This is a genomic window from Nocardia harenae NBRC 108248, from assembly GCF_001612885.1.
GTDB lineage: Bacteria > Actinomycetota > Actinomycetes > Mycobacteriales > Mycobacteriaceae > Nocardia > Nocardia harenae.
This window is the reverse complement of sequence record NZ_BDBH01000004.1, coordinates 233156-252036: the sequence shown is the minus strand read 5'-3', so window position 1 is coordinate 252036 and position 18881 is coordinate 233156. Positions and strand designations below refer to the sequence as shown.

Here is an 18881-nt window from a genome sequence, read left to right as displayed (position 1 = left end):
TCCCGTGGCATCACCCCTCATGCAAAGACATTCGTGCAGCAGGAGGCGATGACAATGGCGGAGAGCCACCGTTCGGCGGAGACCGGCGAGTACGTGAGCGAGCAGACCGCGGCACGGAACCCGCGCACCACGCTCGGCGAGAACGAGCCGCACGACGGCGACGACCGGCGTGACCGATCGGCCATCACCGGCCACTTCGTCAAGCCGGAGACCAGCCGCAGGCACCCGGACACCACCGTCACCGAGAACGGCTGACCCGTTCACGGCGGCCGCTCCGGGGTACCACCCCGGTACCCGACGAGAGGAGCGGCCGTGACCGAGCCCGAGCACACCGACGACGAGCCGAAGGGCGGCCGACCCGGCCCGACCGATCAGGGCGGGGACGGCGGCATGGCCACCCGCGAGCATGCGCCGGAACTCACCGAACCGGACGAGGACGACTCCCAGGGCCGCTGAACCACCGGGTCGCGCACCTGGCCGTTACCGCCGACCTCGGCGTAAAGTGTGACCCCCATCACAATCACTTCCGGGGGCGCGAGCACCGAGGAGATCAGTCATGTCCAATTTGGTACGGAAGAATTTCGATTCACCCGAGGAGACCCGCCCCTTCGAGCGGGACACGGGCCGCCTCGATCTGGTCGAGCTGGACGGCGGGCCGGTGGGCCGGGCCGTTTTCCAGCCGGGCTGGCGGTGGTCGGAGCACGTCGCTCCGATCGCAGGCACCGACAGCTGCCAGGCGCCGCACCTGGGCTACTGCGTCTCGGGGCACCTGGCGGTGGTCATGGACGACGGTGAGAAGCAGGAGTACGGACCCGGCGATCTCATGGTCGTCCCGCCCGGGCACGATGCCTGGACCGTCGGGGACGAACCCTGCGTCATGATCGATTGGCAAGGGGTCGCCGACTACGCCAAGCGCTGATCCCGGGGACCGGACCGCGCCCTCGATACCGACCGCCGGTCGGCGCCGCACCCGAACCGGGCGATATGTTTCGCCCGGCCGTTACACCGGACCGCACTGCCACGACACAGTCCCGGAACTATCGGGCAACTCGTCGGAAGGCAGGTCAGGTGAGCAGGTCAGGAATGGTCGCGGTGGGTGCGGTGCTCGCGCTGTGCGGTGCGGCGCTCGGGTCGGGCCCCGCCGGCGCCGACATGTCGCTGAACGGCACCGACCCGGTGGCGACCGGCTGCGCGGCGAAGGCGGTGGTCGCGGCGAACCTGCCGCTCCCCGACGAGCGGGGCGAGACCACCGCGCTCACGCTGCGGGTGCTGCGCTCGGCGGCCTGCGACACCACCTGGGTGGAGATCGACAACCCCTACCCCGCGGCCGAGGTGCACCTCCTGATCGCGGTGGCCGCCACCGACATCCGCTACCAGCGCACCGCCGCGCGCACCGGACGGCAGATCTCGCCGCAGGTGTTCGCGCCGGGCCGCACCTGCATCAAGGTCGGGGCCTCGGTGACCGAGGCGGGCCGGGTGCTGGCCGGCGGCGGGCCCGCCACAAAAATCTGCTGAAGCGCGGGGGCCGCGGTCAGATGTAGCGGGAGACGACCCGGCCCCTCGCGAAGGCGATCACCCTGGTGCCCGGCAGCACCGCCGGTTCGCTCAGCTCGTGCAGCAGCTGCTCCAGCACGGTCGCGGCGGGCACCGGCTCGGTGCCGTCGGTGCCGCCGGGGAAGCGGTGCCGGTTCTCGGCGGTGTAGATCCAGGCCCGATCGTTCCGGATCCCGATCCGGACCACCTGCTCGGCATTGACGAAACCCTCGAACTCGTCGCCGAGGTCGATGAAGGTGGCCATCCACGATCCCTTCGCTGTCGTGCGCGGTGCGCGCACGCCGTCGGACTTCCCCGGATCGGCGCCGCCGAACCCGCCCGGGCGGCACGTGTTGCGGCAAGCGACGTGCGCGCGCCCGGCCGGTCTGGTTGACTTCCGAGGTGACCTCGAGTCGCCCGCTTCGGGCCGGGGCACGGTGTAGCCGCCCGCCCGTGACGAGCACCGACCCGATGCCACGCCGCGCGTGCTCCGGGCGCCGCTCCGACCCGACTTGAAAGTCCCTCGGAGCCATGCTTTCACAGCGACGATATCGGTTGCACGCCCGCGCACGCATTTCTGCGAACACAGCGAGCCCGGCGGGTGCGATCCCGGCCCGGCCCGGCACCCCGGAACGAGGACGGCCATGATCGAGACAGCGTTGCCCGGCGACCAGGTGGAGCTGCGACAGCTGCTGGCCGGGCTTACCGCGGTGCGGGACGGCGATTTCGGCACCAGGCTGCCCGCCGACGCCGACGGGCTGCTCGGCGAGATCGCGACCGTCTTCAACGGCATGGTCGACCAGCTCTCGCTCTTCACCTCCGAGGTGACCAGGGTGGCCCGCGAGGTGGGCACCGACGGGCGGCTGGGCGGCCAGGCCGAGGTGCCCGAGGTCTCCGGCACCTGGAAGGACCTCACCGATTCGGTCAACGCCATGGCGGGCAACCTCACCGCCCAGGTGCGCAATATCGCCCAGGTGACCACGGCGGTGGCGCGCGGCGACCTCACGCAAAAGATCCGGGTCGACGCGCGCGGGGAGATCCTGGAACTCAAGGAGACCATCAACACGATGGTCGACCAGCTGTCGTCCTTCGCCGACGAGGTGACCCGCGTCTCCCGCGAGGTGGGCACCGAGGGCCGCCTGGGCGGGCAGGCCGATGTGAAGGGCGTCTCCGGCACCTGGCGCGACCTCACCGACTCGGTGAACTTCATGGCGGGCAACCTGACCGCGCAGGTGCGCTCGATCGCCCAGGTCGCCACCGCGGTGGCCCGCGGCGACCTCACGCAGAACATCACGGTGGACGCGCGCGGGGAGATCCTGGAGCTCAAGAACACCATCAACACCATGGTCGACCAGCTCTCCTCGTTCGCCGACGAGGTGACCCGGGTGGCACGCGAGGTGGGCACCGAGGGGCGGCTCGGCGGGCAGGCCGACGTCAAGGGCGTCTCCGGCACCTGGAAGGACCTCACCGAGTCGGTGAACGTCATGGGCGACAACCTGACCGCCCAGGTGCGCTCGATCGCCCAGGTGACCACCGCGGTCGCCCGCGGCGACCTCACCCAGAAGATCCGGGTCGACGCGCGCGGCGAGATCCTGGAGCTCAAGGAGACCATCAATACGATGGTCGACCAGCTCTCCGCCTTCGCCGACGAGGTCACCCGCGTGGCCCGCGAGGTGGGCACCGAGGGCAATCTGGGCGGGCAGGCAACCGTTCGCGGGGTCTCCGGCACCTGGAAGGACCTCACCGACAACGTCAATGTGATGGCCTCGAACCTGACCAACCAGGTGCGCTCGATCGCCCAGGTCGCCACCGCGGTGGCGCGCGGCGACCTGAGCCAGACCATCACCGTGGAGGCCAAGGGCGAGGTCGCGGCGCTGGCCGGGGTGATCAACACCATGGTCACCACGCTCTCCGCCTTCGCCGACGAGGTGACCCGCGTGGCCCGCGAGGTGGGCACCGAGGGCATGCTCGGCGGCCAGGCCAGGGTGCCGAATGTGGCGGGGACCTGGAAGGACCTCACCGACAACGTCAACTCCATGGCCAACAACCTGACCAACCAGGTGCGCAATATCGCCCAGGTGACCACCGCGGTGGCGCAGGGCGACCTGACCCGCAAGATCGACGTGGACGCGCGCGGCGAGATCCTGGCGCTCAAGACCACCATCAACACCATGGTCGACCAGCTCTCCGCCTTCGCCGCGGAGGTCACCCGCGTGGCCCGCGAGGTGGGGTCGGAGGGGCGGCTCGGCGGGCAGGCCGAGGTCGAAGGCGTCTCCGGCACCTGGAAGCGGCTCACCGAGAACGTGAACGAGCTGGCGGGCAACCTGACCAGGCAGGTGCGTGCCATCGCCGAGGTCACCAGCGCGGTCGCCGAGGGCGACCTGACCCGCTCGATCACCGTCGAGGCCTCCGGCGAGGTCGCCGAGCTCAAGGACAACATCAACTCGATGGTCGGCTCGCTGCGCGAGACCACCACCGCCAACCAGGACCAGGACTGGCTCAAGACCAATCTGGCCCGGATCTCCGGGCTCATGCAGGGCCAGCGCGAGCTCGACGTGGTGGCCGAGCTGATCATGGACGAGCTGGCCCCGCTGGTCTCCGCCCAGTTCGGCGCCTTCTACCTGGCCGACGACACCGCCGAGCGGCCGGAGCTGCGGCTGATCAGCTCCTACGGCAGCCCGGAGAACAGCGCGCCGCGGCTGGCGTTCGGGCAGTCGCTGGTCGGGCAGGCGGCGCGCAGCAGGCGCACCATCGCGGTGGACGAAGTGCCGGGCGACTACGTCACCATCTCCTCCGGGCTCGGCCGCACCGCGCCGATGAACCTGCTCGTGCTGCCGATCGGGGTCGAGGACCAGGTGCTCGGCGTGATCGAGCTGGCCTCGCTGCACCGCTTCACCCGCATCCACCGCGACTTCCTGGACCAGCTCATGGAGACGGTCGGGGTGAACGTCAACACCATCATCGCCAATGCCCGCACCGACGAGCTGCTGGTGGAGTCGCAGCGGCTCACCACCGAGCTGCAGGCCCGCTCCGAGGAGCTCCAGGTGCAGCAGGACGAGCTGCAGCGCTCCAATGCCGAGCTGGAGGAGAAGGCGGCGCTGCTCGCCACCCAGAACCGGGATATCGAAGCCAAGAACCTGGAGATCGAGCAGGCCCGCCAGGAGCTGGAGACCAGGGCCCAGCAGCTCTCGCTGGCCTCGAAGTACAAGTCGGAGTTCCTGGCCAATATGAGCCACGAGCTGCGCACGCCCCTGAACAGCCTGCTCATTCTCGCCCAGTTGCTCGCGCAGAACCCGAACCGCAACCTCACCCCCAAGCAGGTGGAGTACGCCGGGATCATCCACTCGGCCGGCTCGGACCTGTTGCAGCTCATCAATGACATCCTCGATCTCTCCAAGGTCGAGGCGGGCAAGATGGAGCTGGCCCCCGAGCAGGTGCCGCTGCGCAAGCTGCTCGACTACGTCGAGGCCACCTTCCGGCCGATGACCACGCAGAAGAGCCTCGGCTTCCGGGTCGGCACCGCGCCCGGACTGCCCGCCGAGCTGCTCACCGACGACTCCCGGCTGCGCCAGGTGCTGCGCAACCTGCTCTCCAACGCGGTGAAGTTCACCGAGACCGGGTCGGTGGAGCTGCGCATCGAACCGGCCGCGCCCGGCGAGCTGCCCGCGGCGGCGCGCAGGCACGGCCCGGCCATCGCCTTCCGGGTGATCGACACCGGCATCGGGATCGCCGAGCACCAGCTGGAGTCGATCTTCGGGGCGTTCCAGCAGGCCGACGGCACCACCAGCCGCAAGTACGGCGGCACCGGGCTCGGGCTCTCGATCAGCCGGGAGATCGCCTACCTGCTCGGCGGCGCCATCACCGCGGAGAGCTCGGTGGGCAGGGGCAGCACCTTCACCTTCTACCTGCCGGTGGCGCGGCCGGACTTCCGGGAGGCCCCCGCGCGCGAGGATGTGCGCAGCCCGGAACCGATTCCGCTCCCCGCCGGGCCGCCCCAGCCGCGGCGGCTGCTCGTGGTCGAGGAGCGGCCGCAGGGGCTGCTCTCGCTGGTCGCGCAGAGCGCGGTCGCCGATCTCGCCGACAACAACGACCCGCGCGGGCCGGTGCAGGTGGTGACCGCGATCGGGGTGCAGGAGGCGGCCGCGGCAATGGCGGCGGAGGTGTTCCACTGCGTGGTGCTGGAGCTGAACATGCCGGGCGACGCCGCGCTGCGGCTGCTCGCCACCATGGACGGCGACAGCGCCGCGCGCACGGTTCCCGTTCTCGCGCACAACAACCGCAGGCTCGGCTCCGAGCAGGAGCGGCTGCTCCAGGAGCGCACCGCGCAGCGGCCGCTGGAGCTGCTCTCCAGCCTGGACGAGCTGCGCGAGCGGATCGCGCTGCACATCACCGCCGAGGCGCCGGGCGACGTGCTGCCGCTGGTCCGCGGCGAGGAGAAGCCCGCGCCTGCGCCGCAGCGCCCGGACGGGCGGCTGGCCGGGCGCACCGTGCTCATCGTCGACGACGACGCGCGGAACCTGTTCGCGCTGAGCAGCATCCTGGAGCTGCACGGGGTCACCGTGCTGCACGCGGAGAACGGCCGCGAGGGAATCGAGGCGCTGGTCGCGCACCCGGAGACCGACCTGGTGCTGATGGACGTCATGATGCCGGAGATGGACGGCTACACCGCCACCGCCACCATCAGGGAGATGCCGCGCTACGCGAAGCTGCCGATCATCGCGGTCACCGCCAAGGCCATGCTCGGCGACCGGGAGAAGAGCCTGGCCTCGGGCGCCAACGACTACGTCACCAAGCCGGTGGACGCCGATGCGCTGCTCACCTGCATCCAGCACTGGCTGGGGGCGCGGTGAGCGGGGCTCGGATCGAGCCGGGGGGTGGCGTTCCCGGCACGGCGGGGGGCGCATCCGATGCGGCGGAACCGGTGGTGACCAGGCTCGCGGCGACCGTCGAACGGTTGCGGGCGGAGGTGCAGCTGGCGCAGGCGGGCGCGGATGGGCGGGCGCTGGTCGAGATGGCCAAGGGCGTGCTCATCGAGCGGCTGCACTGCGGCCCGGCGCAGGCGGCGCGACAACTGGACGCGCTGGCCAAGCGCTCGGGCGTGAGCCCGCTGGAGCTCGCGGCCGAGCTGGTCGACCGGGCCGCGCCTGCGGAGGGCAGCGCGCTCCCGGTGTCGCGGCAACCGGCCGAGGCGGTCCGGCTGCGCACGGCGGAGAGCGGGCTGCTGGCCGCGGGCGACCCGCAGCGGGTCGCGCAGTCGCTGCTGGAACACGCGGCGGCGCCGCTCGGCGCCACCGCCGTGGCGATCTGGGCGGTCGGCGCCGACTCCTCGCTCACGCTCGCCGGTTTCGCCGGTATCGACCGCGCCGAGGCCGAGCGCTGGCGCTACCTGCCGCCCGGCGTGGTGACCCCGGCCCGCCAGGCGCTGGCGCTGCGCGCACCGCAGTGGATCGCCGACATCGCCGGCTCCGGGCTGCCCTCCATCGGGGTGCGGGCGGGCGGGCGCGCCGCCATTCCGGCGGCGCTCGGCGGCCGGTTGATCGGCGTGCTCGAGGTGTGCTGGCCGACCCCGCTGGCGCCGCAGCCGCCGCAGGTGCGGCGCCAGCTGGAGGCGCTGGCCGAGCTGTGCGCGCACACCCTGGAGTCGGACCCGGTGGCGGTCGGCGCCCCGGCCAGGCCCGGCGTGGCCGACCTGGTGCGGCTGGCCGACAGCCTGTTCGACCCGGCACTCGTGCTGCTCCCCCACCTCGGCCCGGACGGCACCCTCACCGATTTCCGCATCCACCACCTCAATGCCTCCTTCGTGGACCCGGCGGGCCGCCCGCGCGGGCTGGTCGACGGCGCGCTGCTCTTCGAGGCGTACCCGATGGCGGCCAGCGAGGGCAGGCTCTTCGAGCACATCGAGCACGTCTTCGCCACCGGCGAGACCTACCGCGCCGACCGGGTGCAGCTCACCGAGCTGGTGGACCAGGTGCCGCTCACCGTCTCCGCGGCGCTCGGCATCAGCAGGCACGGCGTCGCGGTGCTCGTGGTGTGGCGGGTGGAGGACGAGACCGCCCGGCTGGCCGCGCTGCTGCAGCACGCCCAGCGGCTCGGCCGGGTCGGCGGCTTCGAGGAGAACGCCGCCAGCGGCGACATCACCTGGAGCAGCGATCTCTTCGCACTGCACGGCCTCGCACCCGGCGCCGACCCGATCCCGCTGGCACGGCTCCCCGAGCACGTGCACGCCGACGACACCGAGGCGGTGCGGCGGCTGCTGCGCGCGCTGCTGCGCTACCGCCGCCCCGGCTCGACGGCATTCCGGCTCATCCGCCCCAACGGCGACACCAGGCACATCCGGATCATCGCCGAGCCGGTGGTCGACAGCGCCGGCCACCTGCTCGCGGTGCGCGGCGCCTACCAGGACATCTCCGCCCAGCACTGGACCGAGGTCGCGCTCTCGGCCACCCAGGATCGGCTCGCGCACACCGAGCAGCACGCCGCCGAGCAGAGCAGGCTCGCCCGGCAACTGCAACAGGCCATCATGCCCGCCGCGCAGCCCGCCATCGAGGCGTTCGGGCTGCAGATCGCGGTGCGCTACCGCCCCACCGAGCAGGACCACCTGGTCGGCGGCGACTGGTACGACGCCATCGTGCTGCCGAGCAAGCAGATCATGGTCTCGGTCGGCGACATCACCGGTCACGGCATCCGGGCCGCCACCGGAATGGTGGTGCTGCGCAACGCGTTACGTGGCCTGGCCGCCACCGGCGCCGGGCCGGGCCAGATGCTCACCTGGCTCAACCTGGTCACCCACCACCTCACCGACGACATCTTCGCCACCGCCGTCTGCGGGCTCTACGACCCGGAGACCAGGGTGCTGCGCTGGGCCCGCGCCGGGCACCTGCCCCCGATGCTCATCCGCGACGGCACCGCGGTGAACCTGCCGGAGCTCTCCGGCATGCTGCTCGGCGCGGTCGCCGAGTCGGTCTACGAGGAGGGCGCCGAGCAACTGGCGCCCGACGACATCCTGCTGCTCTACACCGACGGCCTGATCGAGCGCCGCGACCGCTACCTCGACGAGTGCGTGCAGCGGCTGCTCGACATGAACGCCGGATTCACCGGCACCCTGGACGAGCGGCTCGACCACCTGCTCGACCACAGCGACGCCAACAGCGACGACGACACCTGCGTGGTCGGGATCCAGGTCGGGCGCGGCGACGGTGCCGTGGGAAGTCTCCCGGCACCGAGTGCGTAGCGGTCTTGCGCTCGGCCGGAGGGAACGGCCGCCTCGTGCAGGCTCCTGCACCGTCGAGAATCACGGCCGGCTCGGCAGTGTCGGCGGCTGCCCGCGCCTACACCGCCGCGCGGCCACTCCCCGCCTCGTACCCTGAACCCGTGGTGAACCGCGACACCTTCGACCTCGGCGACGTCACGCTGCACGCCCTGACCTGGGGTGCGCCCGGCGCCCCGCTGGCACTGTGCCTGCACGGCTACCCCGACACCGCCTGGACCTGGCGCCACCTCGGCCCCGAGCTGGCCGCGCGCGGCTTCCACGTGGTGGCGCCGTTCAGCCGCGGCTACGCCCCCTCCGAGATGCCCGCCGACGGCGACCTCTCCACCGGGGCCAGGGTGGCCGACGCGCTCGCCATCGCCGCGCGGATCGGCGCGCCGGAGGCGGTGCTGATCGGCCACGACTGGGGCGGCTGCACCGCGACCGCGCTGGCGGCGCTGGACGGCACCCCGTTCCGCGCGGTGGTGAGCCTGGCGGTGCCGCCCTTCGCGAGCATCACCCCGGCCCGGGACAACCTGGTTCCGCACCTGGCCCAGACCCTCGCGCAGTCGCGGAACAGCTGGTACGTCCTGGCCAATCAGCTCCCGGCGCTGCCGGAGCGCGCCTTCGTCCGGCTCACCGCGTTCCTCTGGCGCACCTGGTCGCCCGGGTACGACGCCACCGAGGACCTGGCGCACCTCGCCGCCGCCACCCCGACCCGCGCGCACCGCGCCGCCGCCACCGACTACTACCGCTTCCTGCTGCGCCGGCGCGCCCGCAGCCCCCGCAACCGCGAGCTGGACCGGCTGCTGCTCGCCGAGCCGCGGCACCCGCTCCTCGTGCTGCACGGCGGCACCGACGGCTGCCTGCGGCCGGGGCTGTTCCGCGGCCTGGAGCGCCGGCTCCCGGCCGGGAGCCGGGTCGTGACGGTCGAGGGGGCGGGGCACTTCCTGCACCTGGAGCAGCCCGCCCTGGTCAACCGGCTGATCATCGAGCACCTCACGGCGGGCTGAGCCGCGGGCTCACACCAGCCCGTGCCGCACCGCGTACACCGCCAGCTGGACCCGGTTGCGCGCCCCGGTCCGCGCCATGGCGGCGGTGAGGTAGGACTTCACCGTGGTGACCCCGACGTGCATGGCCCGCGCGATCTGCTCGTTGCTGAGCCCGGAGCCGACGAGCGCGACGAGTTCCCGTTCGCGCGGGGGGAGCGGTACGGGCGCAGGCGGCGGCACGGTGGCGACCGCCCGGCCGACGAGCCGGCGCAGCACCTCGGGGCTGACAGGATCAGCGCGGTGGCGTGCTCGGCTCGCCGGTGCTCAGCTCGAGCGTGCCGTCCGGGTGCGCCGAGCACCGCTCAGAGCGTGCCGATACCGGCCCGGACGTACCGCTCCAGCTGCACCGGATCGAGCCGGTCCGGCGCGGTGAGCAGCGTGCTGCGGACGGTCTCCGGGAGGGCGGGCTCGGCGCGCGCGGCGAACGCCTCGACCACCCGCGCCCAGCCGGGCATCCCGAACCAATTCCCGCTCACCGCACCGAAACACGATTTCACCGCGATGAACCAGGCCATGTCGTGGTCGTCCGGGCCGGTGAGCCTGGCGTAATAGCGGACCGCCTCGGCGCAGTCGGCGGCCCACTCCCGGTAGTGCTCGCCGAGCAGGTCGGCGACGGTCCGGCGGCCGGCCGCGACGCGCTCCGGGTCCACGAGGGTGTGCGAAAGCCGCTGCCACGCTTCGGGGCTGCGGTCCGCGGCGGTGAGGAAGGCGCGCATGATGCGGAAGGCCCCCACATTGGCGGCGAACATCTCGCCGTCGCTGATCCGGTTCAGCCCGTCGCCCGCGTGCGCGTCCTCGACCAGGGTGGTGCGCCAGGCGCCGAGCACCATGGAGTAGGCGGCGGCGGGCAGCTGGTCGGCGCCGAAGCGCTCGGCGTGCCTGGTCGCGTAGTACTCGCGGCCCTGCTCGAGGGTCCAGGTCGCCATATCCAGGGGGCTGTTCACCGGCCGGTAGATATCGCCGTACTCGCTGCTGCGCTCGATGGCGACGAAACCGGCCGAGGCCAGCTGGGAGAGCTTGTCGCGCAGCGTGCCGACCACGCGGGTATCGATATCGGCCTCGTCGATGTCCCACATGCCCGGGTAGGTCATCCGGGCGATCCGCCGGGCCTGCACGCCGTGCGGGAAGCGGTCGACCACATCCACGAGCTGGCGGTACTCGACCGGCAACGCCGTGTAGACGGCGAACTCGGCTTCGCTGCGCATGCGGTCTCCTCCCGACGATCACCGACGGCCCTCGGCCGGGGGCCGCACGGCGCCGGGCGGCCTGCGGTGGTCAACTGCGCTCCCGCCCGGCGGCTTTCGCCGCGATGCGCAGCCCCACCAGCAAGAACGCTACAACCAGGCACCCGGTCTCGCATCCGCACGCGCGGCGGCGCCGCGCCCGGTGCCGGTCAGACCCGGTCGGAGCCGTCCGGCTCCCAGTCCGGCATCCAGTCCGGGTCGAGCACCGCCATCCGCTCGGCGCCCGCCTCGGCCATGAGCGCCGCCCGGTGCATGCCGTCGACCCACTGCGCGCCGTTCGCGGCGATCTCGATGGGGCGGGCGAACAGCTCACTCCAGGCGAACAATTCGTAGCCGCGCAGCCCGAGCTGCCGCCCGTGCTCGCGCCACTCCCGATGCGTCCACCCCTTGGGCCGGGCGCTCACCGCCTCCGCGCTGGCCTCGGCCACCACCCGCCAGTCGACGGCGGCGCCGCCGCGGCGGGCGATATTGTCCGCGGCGACCCGGGCGGGCAGCGGCGGCGCGTCGGCGACCTTCCACACCACGAAATCCATCGTGTCCTCGCCTCTGCTCACCTGCCATCGCCCCCGGATAGTCCGACGCCCGCTGTTGCCTGATTCCACCGTATCGAGGAGTCGGCGGGATACCGAATCACCGGTTCGGCGAGCGCCGCGTTCCGTCCTGTTCCGGGGGCTCACGGCGCGGCGGCGACGGCACACCCGCCGAGCACCGTCGCCGGCCCGGCGCGCTCGACCGGTCAGGCCCTGGCCGCTTCGTGCCTGCCGGCGAAGCCGAGCAGGTGCGGGATCACCTCGTCCGGGTTCGCCCACAGCAGGTCGTGGCCGATGCCGGGGTAGAGCCGGGTCTCCACCACCGGGATGTGCGCGCGGGCGCGCGCGGCCGCCGCCTCGGCGTCGTTGACCACCGTCTCGGCGCCGAAGAGGACCAGCGTCGGGGTTACGGTCAGTACTTGAGCGCGCCGCCGTCGACCGGGATCTGTACCCCGGTGAGCGGCCCCGACCCCGGGCCGGCCAGCCAGCCGACGACCTCCGCCACGTCCCCGGCGGGCATGAACCCGCTCTGCCCGTCGGAGGCCGTTTTCAGCGGCACCGGCGGGAAGCTGTGCAGGAAGGACGGGTGCTCGCCGAAGAGCTTCAGCATGGCGTCGGGCTGGATCATCGGAGTGTCCACCGAGTAGGGGTGGATGGAGTTGACCCGGATGCCGTACTCCCCCGCCTCCAGCGCGAGCGTGTTGGTGAGCGCGACCAGCCCGTGCTTGGCGGCGGCGTAGTGGCCGTTGCCCGGCGTGGCCTTGAGCCCGGCCGACGAGCTCACGATGATGATCGAGCCGCCGTTGCCCGCCTCGATCATGGCGGGCACCGCGGCCCGCACGGTACGCCAGGTGCCGGAGAGGTTCACCTGGACGACGCTGTCCCAGTGCTCCTCGCTCAGCTCCCAGAGCCGGCCCCAGCTCAGGATTCCGGCATTGGCGACGAGCACGTCGAGCCGTCCGAAGAGCGCGACCCCGTCGGCGACCAGCTGCTGCTGCGCGGCCAGGTCCCTGATGTCGACCACGCGGCTGAGCACCTTGCGCCCGGCCGCCTCGACCAGCCGGGCGGTCTCGGCCAGGTCGTCGGCGGTGGGCGCGGGGTAGGTGACGGTGGGCGAGATGGGCGCGCACACGTCGGCGATGATCAGGTCGGCACCGAGCTCGGCCAGGCGCACGGCGTGCGCGCGGCCCTGGCCCCTGGCGGCGCCCGTCACCAGCGCGGCTCTGCCCAGTAGCGGCTCGGTCGGATCACCCATCGCAGGACCTCGATCATCGTCTCGGGCTAGCGGCCGGAGCCACCGCGGTACAGCCCTGAAATTAGACGGATGTCCATCCGGCCGTCAAGACAGCTGCGCGGCGCGCGTACTACCTCGCCACCACCTGCTTCGGCGACCGCACCATGGCCGCCGCGACCACCAGCACCAGCGACAGCACCCCCGCCGCCAGGAACGCCGTGTGCACCCCGTCGGCGGTGGCCGCCACCGCCTCGGTCCCGGCGCGCAGCGCCGATTCGGTTCCGCGCGTCATCAGGGTGATGAACAGCGCGGTCCCCGCCGCCCCCGCCACCTGCTGCACCGTGCTCACGGTGGCGCTGCCGTGCGAGTACAGCTCCGGCGGCAGGGCGCCGAGCGCGGAGGTCATGAGCGGCGTGAGCCCGCAGCTGATCCCGGCGCTGACGATGACGTGGGCGGTGATCACCAGCGCGATCGAGGAGTGCTCGTCGAGCGTCGCCAGCACCCAGACCCCGGCGCTCAGCGCGATGGTGCCGGGCAGCACCAGCGGCCGCGCGCCCCAGCGGTCGAAGAGCGCGCCGACGAAGGGCGCGAGCAGCCCCATGACCAGCCCGCCGGGCAGCAGCACCAGCCCGGTGGTGAGCACATCCTTGCCGAGCACGTTCTGCAGGTAGATGGGGAGCACGATGAGCGCGCCGAACAGGGTGAGCATGAGGCTGCCCATCAGCGCCACCGCCAGCCGGAACGGCCCGACCGCGAAGGTGCGCAGGTCGAGCAGCGCCCGCCCGCGGTCCACCAGTTCGAGCTGCCGCACCACGAAGAGCGCCAGCGCCACCGCGCCGACGGTGAGCGAGACCCACGGCGGCACCGGCGCGTGCCCGGAGGCCGATTCGCCGATACTGCTCAGCCCGTACACCAGCCCGCCGAAGCCGAGCGCCGCCAGCGGCACCGAGACGACGTCCAGGTGGGCCGGGCGCGGCTCGGTCACGTTGCGCACGAAGATCCCGCCGAGGATCAGCACCGCGACCGCGATCGGCAGCACGATCCAGAACATGGCGCGCCAGCTCAGCGACTGCAGGATCAGCCCGGAGACGGTGGGGCCGACGGCGGGCGCCACCGAGATCACGATCGACACCAGCCCCATGGTCCGGCCGCGCGACTCCGCGGGCACCACGTTCAGAATCGTCGTCATGAGCAGCGGGATCATCAGCGCGGTGCCCACCGCCTGCACGACGCGCGCCACCACCAGCACCTCGAACCCCGGCGCCAGCGCGGCGATCAGCGTGCCCGCGGTGAACAGCGCCATGGCGGCGATATAGATCGCGCGCAGCGAGAAGCGCTGCAGCACGAACCCGGTGGTCGGGATGACGATCGCCATGGTGAGCAGGAATCCGCTGGTCAGCCACTGCGCGGTGGCCGCGGTGATGCCCAGGTCGACCATCAGCGTCGGCAGCGCGACTGACAGAATTGTCTCGTTGAGGATCACCACGAAGGCCGCGATCAGCAGCAGCCCGATCAGCAGGATCGTGCCCGGCTGCCGCCCGGCCGCGCCGGTGGTGCCGTCGGCCGCCACCTCGGTCTCTGTCACGTGCTCATCCGATCCTCGCAGTAGCGGTACCGGGGCAGACTATCCAATAATGTCAGTGACTGCCATGTTGACATCGCACGCCGGTGCGTATCCTGACCCGGTGAATTCTCAGGCCGCGCCCGATCTGCGCGCGCGCAGGCGGAACGCGACCCGCACCGAGATCCGCGCCGCCGCGCTCACGCTGTTCGAGCGCCAGGGCGCCGAGCGCACCACCGTCGACGAGATCGCGGCCGCCGCGGGCATCTCCCAGCGCACCTTCTTCCGCCACTTCGCCACCAAGGAGGAGTGCGTCCTCTTCGACATGTTCGGCTTCGACACCGCGCTCGACCGCTGCCTGGCCGACGCCGACCCGGCCACGCTCACCCTGGCCGACGTGGAGGCCGCCTTCACCCCGGTGATCGCGAGCATCGGCGCCGACGAGCAGGGCGAGGTCGCCGAGACCGCCCGCCGGATCCAGACCCTGGTCGCCACCGACGCCGCGCTCAGCCGGGCCGCGGTCGCCGCCCACGCGGGCAGCACCCGGCGCTCGCTGGCGCTGCTCGACGGCCGCTGCGCACCCGCGGACCGCGCCCGGCTCCGGCTGATCCTGCAGGTGGCGCAGATCGCCCTGCATCTCGCCTTCGAGGAGTGGGTCGAGGCGGACGCGGGCGCCGGGCTCGCCGCCATCTACCGCGCGGTCTGCGCCCGCGTGCGCGCGCTCTGACCGCGGGCGGCGTGCTCGAGCCGCGGCCCCGGCCCCGAGGGACGTCGCCGACCTGCCCGGCACTACCGCCGGGCGCGCCCTGCTGCTGGAGCGCACGGAGTGCTAGTGGAATCGGCTCCGATCGTGGTAGCGATCCAGCGCCGCCCGCAGGTGGGTGATGGTGTCCGCGCTGAGCCCGCCGCCTGCCGAGACCGGATAGCTCGACGGCGCGGCACCGGCGGCGGTGCGCGCCCGCGCCTCCGCCTCGGTGAGCAGCCGGTCCGCCTCCAGGCTGGCCCGTCGGAGGCGGTGCCGCTCGTGTGCGTCGAGGGTGCTGCGTCTGCACCGGGCGTCGAGCTCGGCGTGCTGCTCGCGCAGCTCCGCCAGCCTGCTCGGATCGGGCACCGTGGCGATCTCCTCGATGGCCTCGACGAGATCGGTATAGCGCTGTTCGAGGCTCGCCATCGTTCTCCCGGGTCGGTCCGTCCCCCAGCCCGTACAGCGTAAGACAATCCCCCTGTCCGCGAGGAGCTTTCGGTTCAGCGAACCGTGCGGTGCGCGCCCGTCGCCGCACCTGCCAGCGGAGACGCCGATCGCGGCCCGGGCAGGGTGATCGGGAGGGGCGCGGAGGTGGGCGACAGGTGGGTGTCGACGTGCGCGAGCAGGTCGTGCACGGCGAACGGCTTGGGCAGGTAGCCGTGCGCGCCCGCCGCCATGGCCGCGGCGATCACCCCCTCCTCGCGGGTGGCGGAGACGATCACGATCGGCGCCGCGCAGACCGCGCGCAGCGCCCGGCAGACCGCGACTCCGTGCAGATCGGTGAGCATGAGATCGAGCAGGACGAGCCCCGGCCGGTGCCGCCGCGCGTACTCGGCCGCCTCCCCGCCCGCCGCGAGGTGGTCGACGACCAGGCTCTGGCCGGCGAGCACGATGGCGATCATCTCCGCGGTGGCCGGGTCGTCCTCGACCAGCAGCACCCGCGCCGGGCTGGCCCAGTAGTCGCGCAGGCACACCGGGCGCGCCCGCCCCGGCGGCGCCGTCGTCGGCCTAGGTTTCTGACCCATCGCGCACTCCAGGGGACCCCGATCCGGCGGGCTCCGCCGTGATCACGAACGTGGTGGGGTTCGACCGTAGGCCGCGCGGTGCAAGGCGGCAATACGGGAGCGGTGTGGGGCATCGGGTGGTGCCGATCGAAATCACTACGCCGCCAAGCTGTTACCGGACCGTCGCCCGGCCGGGGCAGCCGAGACCGGATCGAGATCCGCGGCGCGGGAAAGCGCAGGTCGCGCGCGCCTCCCGGCAGTTCGCCGGGTGGCAGCCCGCCACCCGCGAGCAGCGCCCGCTCCGGACGCCCGCCGGGGTCGGCGCAGGTCACAACTCCGTCGCATACCGTCACCCGCCGTCCCTGCTGCTATTCTCCCACCCCGTCGAGTTGGACTGATCATTTGATGCGCATAGCGCAATGTGTACATGTTTGCGACCCGGCCGGAGACTACCGAGACCCGAAGGTCTCGGCAGCTCGGTATCCGAGATGATGCGACCCGCACCGGCGGTGCGAGCCCCATCGGCGGTCATGCTACCGCCGCCCCCGCGGAAAGCAATGGCCGATCCCCCGAAACCTCTGCGGCGCATCGGCGTCGGGCCTGGATCTCAGTCCCCGCCGCCGGAATCGCCCCCGCCGTCGAACCGGTCGCTGTCGCCGGACGGCCACTCCCCCGGCTCCGGCGAATCCTTCGACCGCCCCGCCACCGAGGCGATGAACCCGATGACGAGCACGACGGCGAGGAGCAGCGCCGCGATCAGGAGCAGGAAACCCACCGTCGACATGCGCCGATCATACGGTCGCGGACCGCTGGGGATCAGGCGCTTTCGCGGGCGGCGGCGCGTCCGGCGGCCCGCCCGGAGAAGAGGCAGCCGCCGAGGAAGGTGCCCTCCAGCGCGCGGTAGCCGTGCACTCCCCCGCCGCCGAATCCGGCCGCCTCACCCGCCGCGTACAGCCCGGGGATCGGGGCGCCCGCGGCGTCGAGCACCCGTCCGGCGAGGTCGGTCTGCAGACCGCCGAGGGTCTTGCGGGTGAGGATGTTCATCCGGATGGCGATCAGCGGCCCGGCCGCGGGGTCGAGCAGGCGGTGCGGCTCGGTGGTGCGGGCGAGGCTGTCGCCGATGTAGGCGCGGGAGCGGCGCAGCGCGACGATGCCGGGGTCGGTGCTCGCCGGATTGCCGATCTCGGCGTCGCGGGCGGCGATCTGGGCGTGCAGGTCGTCGTGAGCGATGAGGTCGGCGCCGGTGAGCCGGTTCATGCCCGCGACCAGCTCGGGGAGCGCATCGGCGATGACGAAGTCCGCGCCCCGGTCCAGGAAGGCCCGCACCGGCGGGGGCGTGTCGTCGAAGGCCCGCATGGCGAGGTAGCCGACGAGATCCTCGGCGGTGAGCTCCGGGTTCTGCTCGGAGCCGGAGAGCACGAACTCCTTGTCGACGATTCGCTTGTTCAGCACGAACCAGGAGTAGTCGTAGCCGGTGGCCGCGATCAGCTCGAGCGTGCCGAGGGTGTCGACGCTGGGAATGCCGGGGGCGGGAAAGCGCCGCCCGGTGGCGTCGAACCACATCGAGGACGGCGCGGCCAGCACCCGGATGCCGTGGCCGGGCCAGATCGGCGAGTGGTTGGTGATGCCCTCGGTGTAGTGCCACATGCGGTCCCGGTTCACCAGCCGCGCGCCCGCCGCCTCGCTGATGCCGAGCATGCGCCCGTCGACGTGCGCGGGCACCCCGGTGATGAGCCGGGCGGGCGGCGCGCCGAGCCGCGCGGGCCAGTTGCGGCGCACCAGGTCGTGGTTGGCGCCGATGCCGCCGGAGGTCACGACGACGATCGGGGCGCGCAGCTCGAAATCGCCGAGCTCGGTGCGGGAGCTCGGCGTGCCGCGCGCGGCGCCGCTCGGCTCCAGGATGCGCCCGCGCACCCCGGAGACGGCGCCGCCGGTGGTGACCAGCTCATCGACCCGGTGCCGGAAGGCGAGGGTGAGCAGCCGCTCCGGCGCCTGCCGCACCTTGCGCTCGAACGGCTCGACCACCCCGGGCCCGGTGCCGAGGGCGAGGTGGAAGCGCGGCACCGAGTTGCCCGGCGTCTCCGGCCCCTCGCCGCGCTCGGCCCAGCCGACGATCGGCACGAAGCGCACGCCCTCGGCGAAGAGCCACGCCTGCTTCTCCTCGGCGGCGAAGTGCAGGTAGGCCTCGGCCCAGCGGGCGGCCCAGTAGTCCTCGCCGAGCGGGTCGTCGACCCCGCGGTCGAAGCCCGCCGTACGGAACCAGTCCGCGCGCGCCAGCTCGACGGAGTCGGCGATCCCGGCGGCCTGCTGCTCCAGCGAGCCGACCAGGAAGAGGCCGCCGAGCGACCAGAACGCCTGTCCGCCGAGGCTCGCCTCCGGCTCCTGGTCGAGCAGCAGCACGCGCCGCCCCGCGGCGACGAGCTCGCTGGTCGCGACCAGCCCCGCCAGCCCGGCGCCGACGACGATGGCATCCGCGTCGGCGCCGGCCGGCGCGGCGAAGGCCCGGTTCGCGCCGAGCGCGGCGATGGTGGTGGCGGCCGCCGCGCCGCCGAGCAGGCCGCGGCGGGTGATTCCGCCGGTGCCGGGATGGGAAGGCATCGTCGCAGTCCTCGTGGGCAGGGGGTCCGGTTACCGGATGGTAGGTAGCCGCTGGGCGAGGCGACAACCGGAAAACTGGTCAACTGACCGAATCGGCTCACCGCTTGACGCAACCCATAGGTTGCAATAATGTC

Annotated in this window: 19 protein-coding genes; 8 read left to right on the top strand and 11 right to left on the bottom strand. The window is 72.7% G+C overall.

From position 1 onward, the window contains the following. Positions 1-54 precede the first annotated feature (54 nt). The 4 genes from NH2_RS07295 to NH2_RS07285 all read left to right on the top strand — a co-directional run bounded on the left by NH2_RS07295 (position 55) and on the right by NH2_RS07285 (position 1515). On the top strand, positions 55-255 hold the full coding sequence (locus tag NH2_RS07295; RefSeq protein ID WP_067650233.1) for a hypothetical protein: 201 nt from the start codon (positions 55-57) through the stop codon (positions 253-255). Positions 256-312: 57 nt separating this feature from the next. Continuing rightward, positions 313-456 carry a hypothetical protein gene (locus NH2_RS29175; protein ID WP_169811459.1) on the top strand — a complete coding sequence of 48 codons (144 nt, stop codon included), beginning with the start codon at positions 313-315 and terminating at the stop codon, positions 454-456. A 100-nt stretch (positions 457-556) separates the two neighbouring features. Next, positions 557-919: a cupin domain-containing protein gene (locus NH2_RS07290; RefSeq protein ID WP_067650230.1), complete on the top strand. Its 363-nt coding sequence runs from the start codon at positions 557-559 to the stop codon at positions 917-919. A gap of 149 nt (positions 920-1068) precedes the next feature. Continuing rightward, positions 1069-1515, top strand: a complete 447-nt coding sequence (locus NH2_RS07285) for a hypothetical protein (RefSeq protein ID WP_157103647.1) — start codon at positions 1069-1071, stop codon at positions 1513-1515. A gap of 16 nt (positions 1516-1531) precedes the next feature. Here NH2_RS07285 and NH2_RS07280 read toward each other — a convergent pair whose 3' ends face one another. Then, positions 1532-1798 (bottom strand): hypothetical protein, encoded by a 267-nt coding sequence (locus NH2_RS07280; RefSeq protein ID WP_067650227.1) that lies wholly within the window; start codon positions 1796-1798, stop codon positions 1532-1534. Positions 1799-2177: 379 nt separating this feature from the next. On the opposite strand from NH2_RS07280, the gene NH2_RS07275 reads away from it, so the two are divergent. The 3 genes from NH2_RS07275 to NH2_RS07265 all read left to right on the top strand — a co-directional run bounded on the left by NH2_RS07275 (position 2178) and on the right by NH2_RS07265 (position 9792). Further along, positions 2178-6383 carry a HAMP domain-containing hybrid sensor histidine kinase/response regulator gene (locus tag NH2_RS07275; protein WP_067650224.1) on the top strand — a complete coding sequence of 1402 codons (4206 nt, stop codon included), beginning with the start codon at positions 2178-2180 and terminating at the stop codon, positions 6381-6383. A 74-nt stretch (positions 6384-6457) separates the two neighbouring features. After that, entirely contained in the window at positions 6458-8764 is a 2307-nt protein-coding gene (locus NH2_RS07270; protein WP_245650464.1) for a SpoIIE family protein phosphatase, read from the top strand. A gap of 140 nt (positions 8765-8904) precedes the next feature. Then, a complete protein-coding gene (locus NH2_RS07265; RefSeq protein WP_067650221.1) occupies positions 8905-9792 on the top strand; it encodes an alpha/beta fold hydrolase in 888 nt (295 codons plus the stop codon). A gap of 9 nt (positions 9793-9801) precedes the next feature. Here the strand turns inward: NH2_RS07265 and NH2_RS07260 are convergent, their stop codons facing one another. The 6 genes from NH2_RS07260 to NH2_RS07240 form a co-directional block, all read right to left on the bottom strand. Beyond that, the gene (locus NH2_RS07260; protein ID WP_067650218.1) at positions 9802-10047 is read right to left on the bottom strand and encodes a response regulator transcription factor; all 246 of its coding nucleotides are present in this window, start codon (positions 10045-10047) and stop codon (positions 9802-9804) included. Between the two features lie 86 nt (positions 10048-10133). Continuing rightward, positions 10134-11036, bottom strand: coding sequence for a hypothetical protein (locus NH2_RS07255; protein ID WP_067650215.1), 903 nt, complete (start codon positions 11034-11036; stop codon positions 10134-10136). Positions 11037-11224: 188 nt separating this feature from the next. Further along, positions 11225-11629 carry a hypothetical protein gene (locus NH2_RS07250; protein ID WP_218021671.1) on the bottom strand — a complete coding sequence of 135 codons (405 nt, stop codon included), beginning with the start codon at positions 11627-11629 and terminating at the stop codon, positions 11225-11227. A 182-nt stretch (positions 11630-11811) separates the two neighbouring features. Beyond that, the gene (locus tag NH2_RS28615) at positions 11812-11979 is read right to left on the bottom strand and encodes a hypothetical protein (protein ID WP_157103646.1); all 168 of its coding nucleotides are present in this window, start codon (positions 11977-11979) and stop codon (positions 11812-11814) included. A 38-nt stretch (positions 11980-12017) separates the two neighbouring features. Beyond that, on the bottom strand, positions 12018-12860 hold the full coding sequence (locus NH2_RS07245; protein WP_067650208.1) for a mycofactocin-coupled SDR family oxidoreductase: 843 nt from the start codon (positions 12858-12860) through the stop codon (positions 12018-12020). Between the two features lie 109 nt (positions 12861-12969). Continuing rightward, the gene (locus tag NH2_RS07240; protein ID WP_067650205.1) at positions 12970-14424 is read right to left on the bottom strand and encodes an MDR family MFS transporter; all 1455 of its coding nucleotides are present in this window, start codon (positions 14422-14424) and stop codon (positions 12970-12972) included. A gap of 100 nt (positions 14425-14524) precedes the next feature. On the opposite strand from NH2_RS07240, the gene NH2_RS07235 reads away from it, so the two are divergent. Next, on the top strand, positions 14525-15127 hold the full coding sequence (locus NH2_RS07235) for a helix-turn-helix domain-containing protein (protein ID WP_218021670.1): 603 nt from the start codon (positions 14525-14527) through the stop codon (positions 15125-15127). 102 nt (positions 15128-15229) lie between these two features. Here NH2_RS07235 and NH2_RS07230 read toward each other — a convergent pair whose 3' ends face one another. From NH2_RS07230 to NH2_RS07220, 4 genes are all read right to left on the bottom strand, one after another. Then, complete coding sequence (locus tag NH2_RS07230; RefSeq protein WP_067650202.1) at positions 15230-15571, bottom strand: hypothetical protein; 342 nt, start codon at positions 15569-15571, stop codon at positions 15230-15232. 74 nt (positions 15572-15645) lie between these two features. Further along, complete coding sequence (locus NH2_RS07225; RefSeq protein WP_084505294.1) at positions 15646-16170, bottom strand: response regulator; 525 nt, start codon at positions 16168-16170, stop codon at positions 15646-15648. Between the two features lie 586 nt (positions 16171-16756). Further along, positions 16757-16933: a hypothetical protein gene (locus NH2_RS28610; protein WP_157103644.1), complete on the bottom strand. Its 177-nt coding sequence runs from the start codon at positions 16931-16933 to the stop codon at positions 16757-16759. A 32-nt stretch (positions 16934-16965) separates the two neighbouring features. Beyond that, positions 16966-18747 carry an FAD-binding dehydrogenase gene (locus NH2_RS07220; protein ID WP_067650197.1) on the bottom strand — a complete coding sequence of 594 codons (1782 nt, stop codon included), beginning with the start codon at positions 18745-18747 and terminating at the stop codon, positions 16966-16968. Positions 18748-18881: the final 134 nt, after the last annotated feature.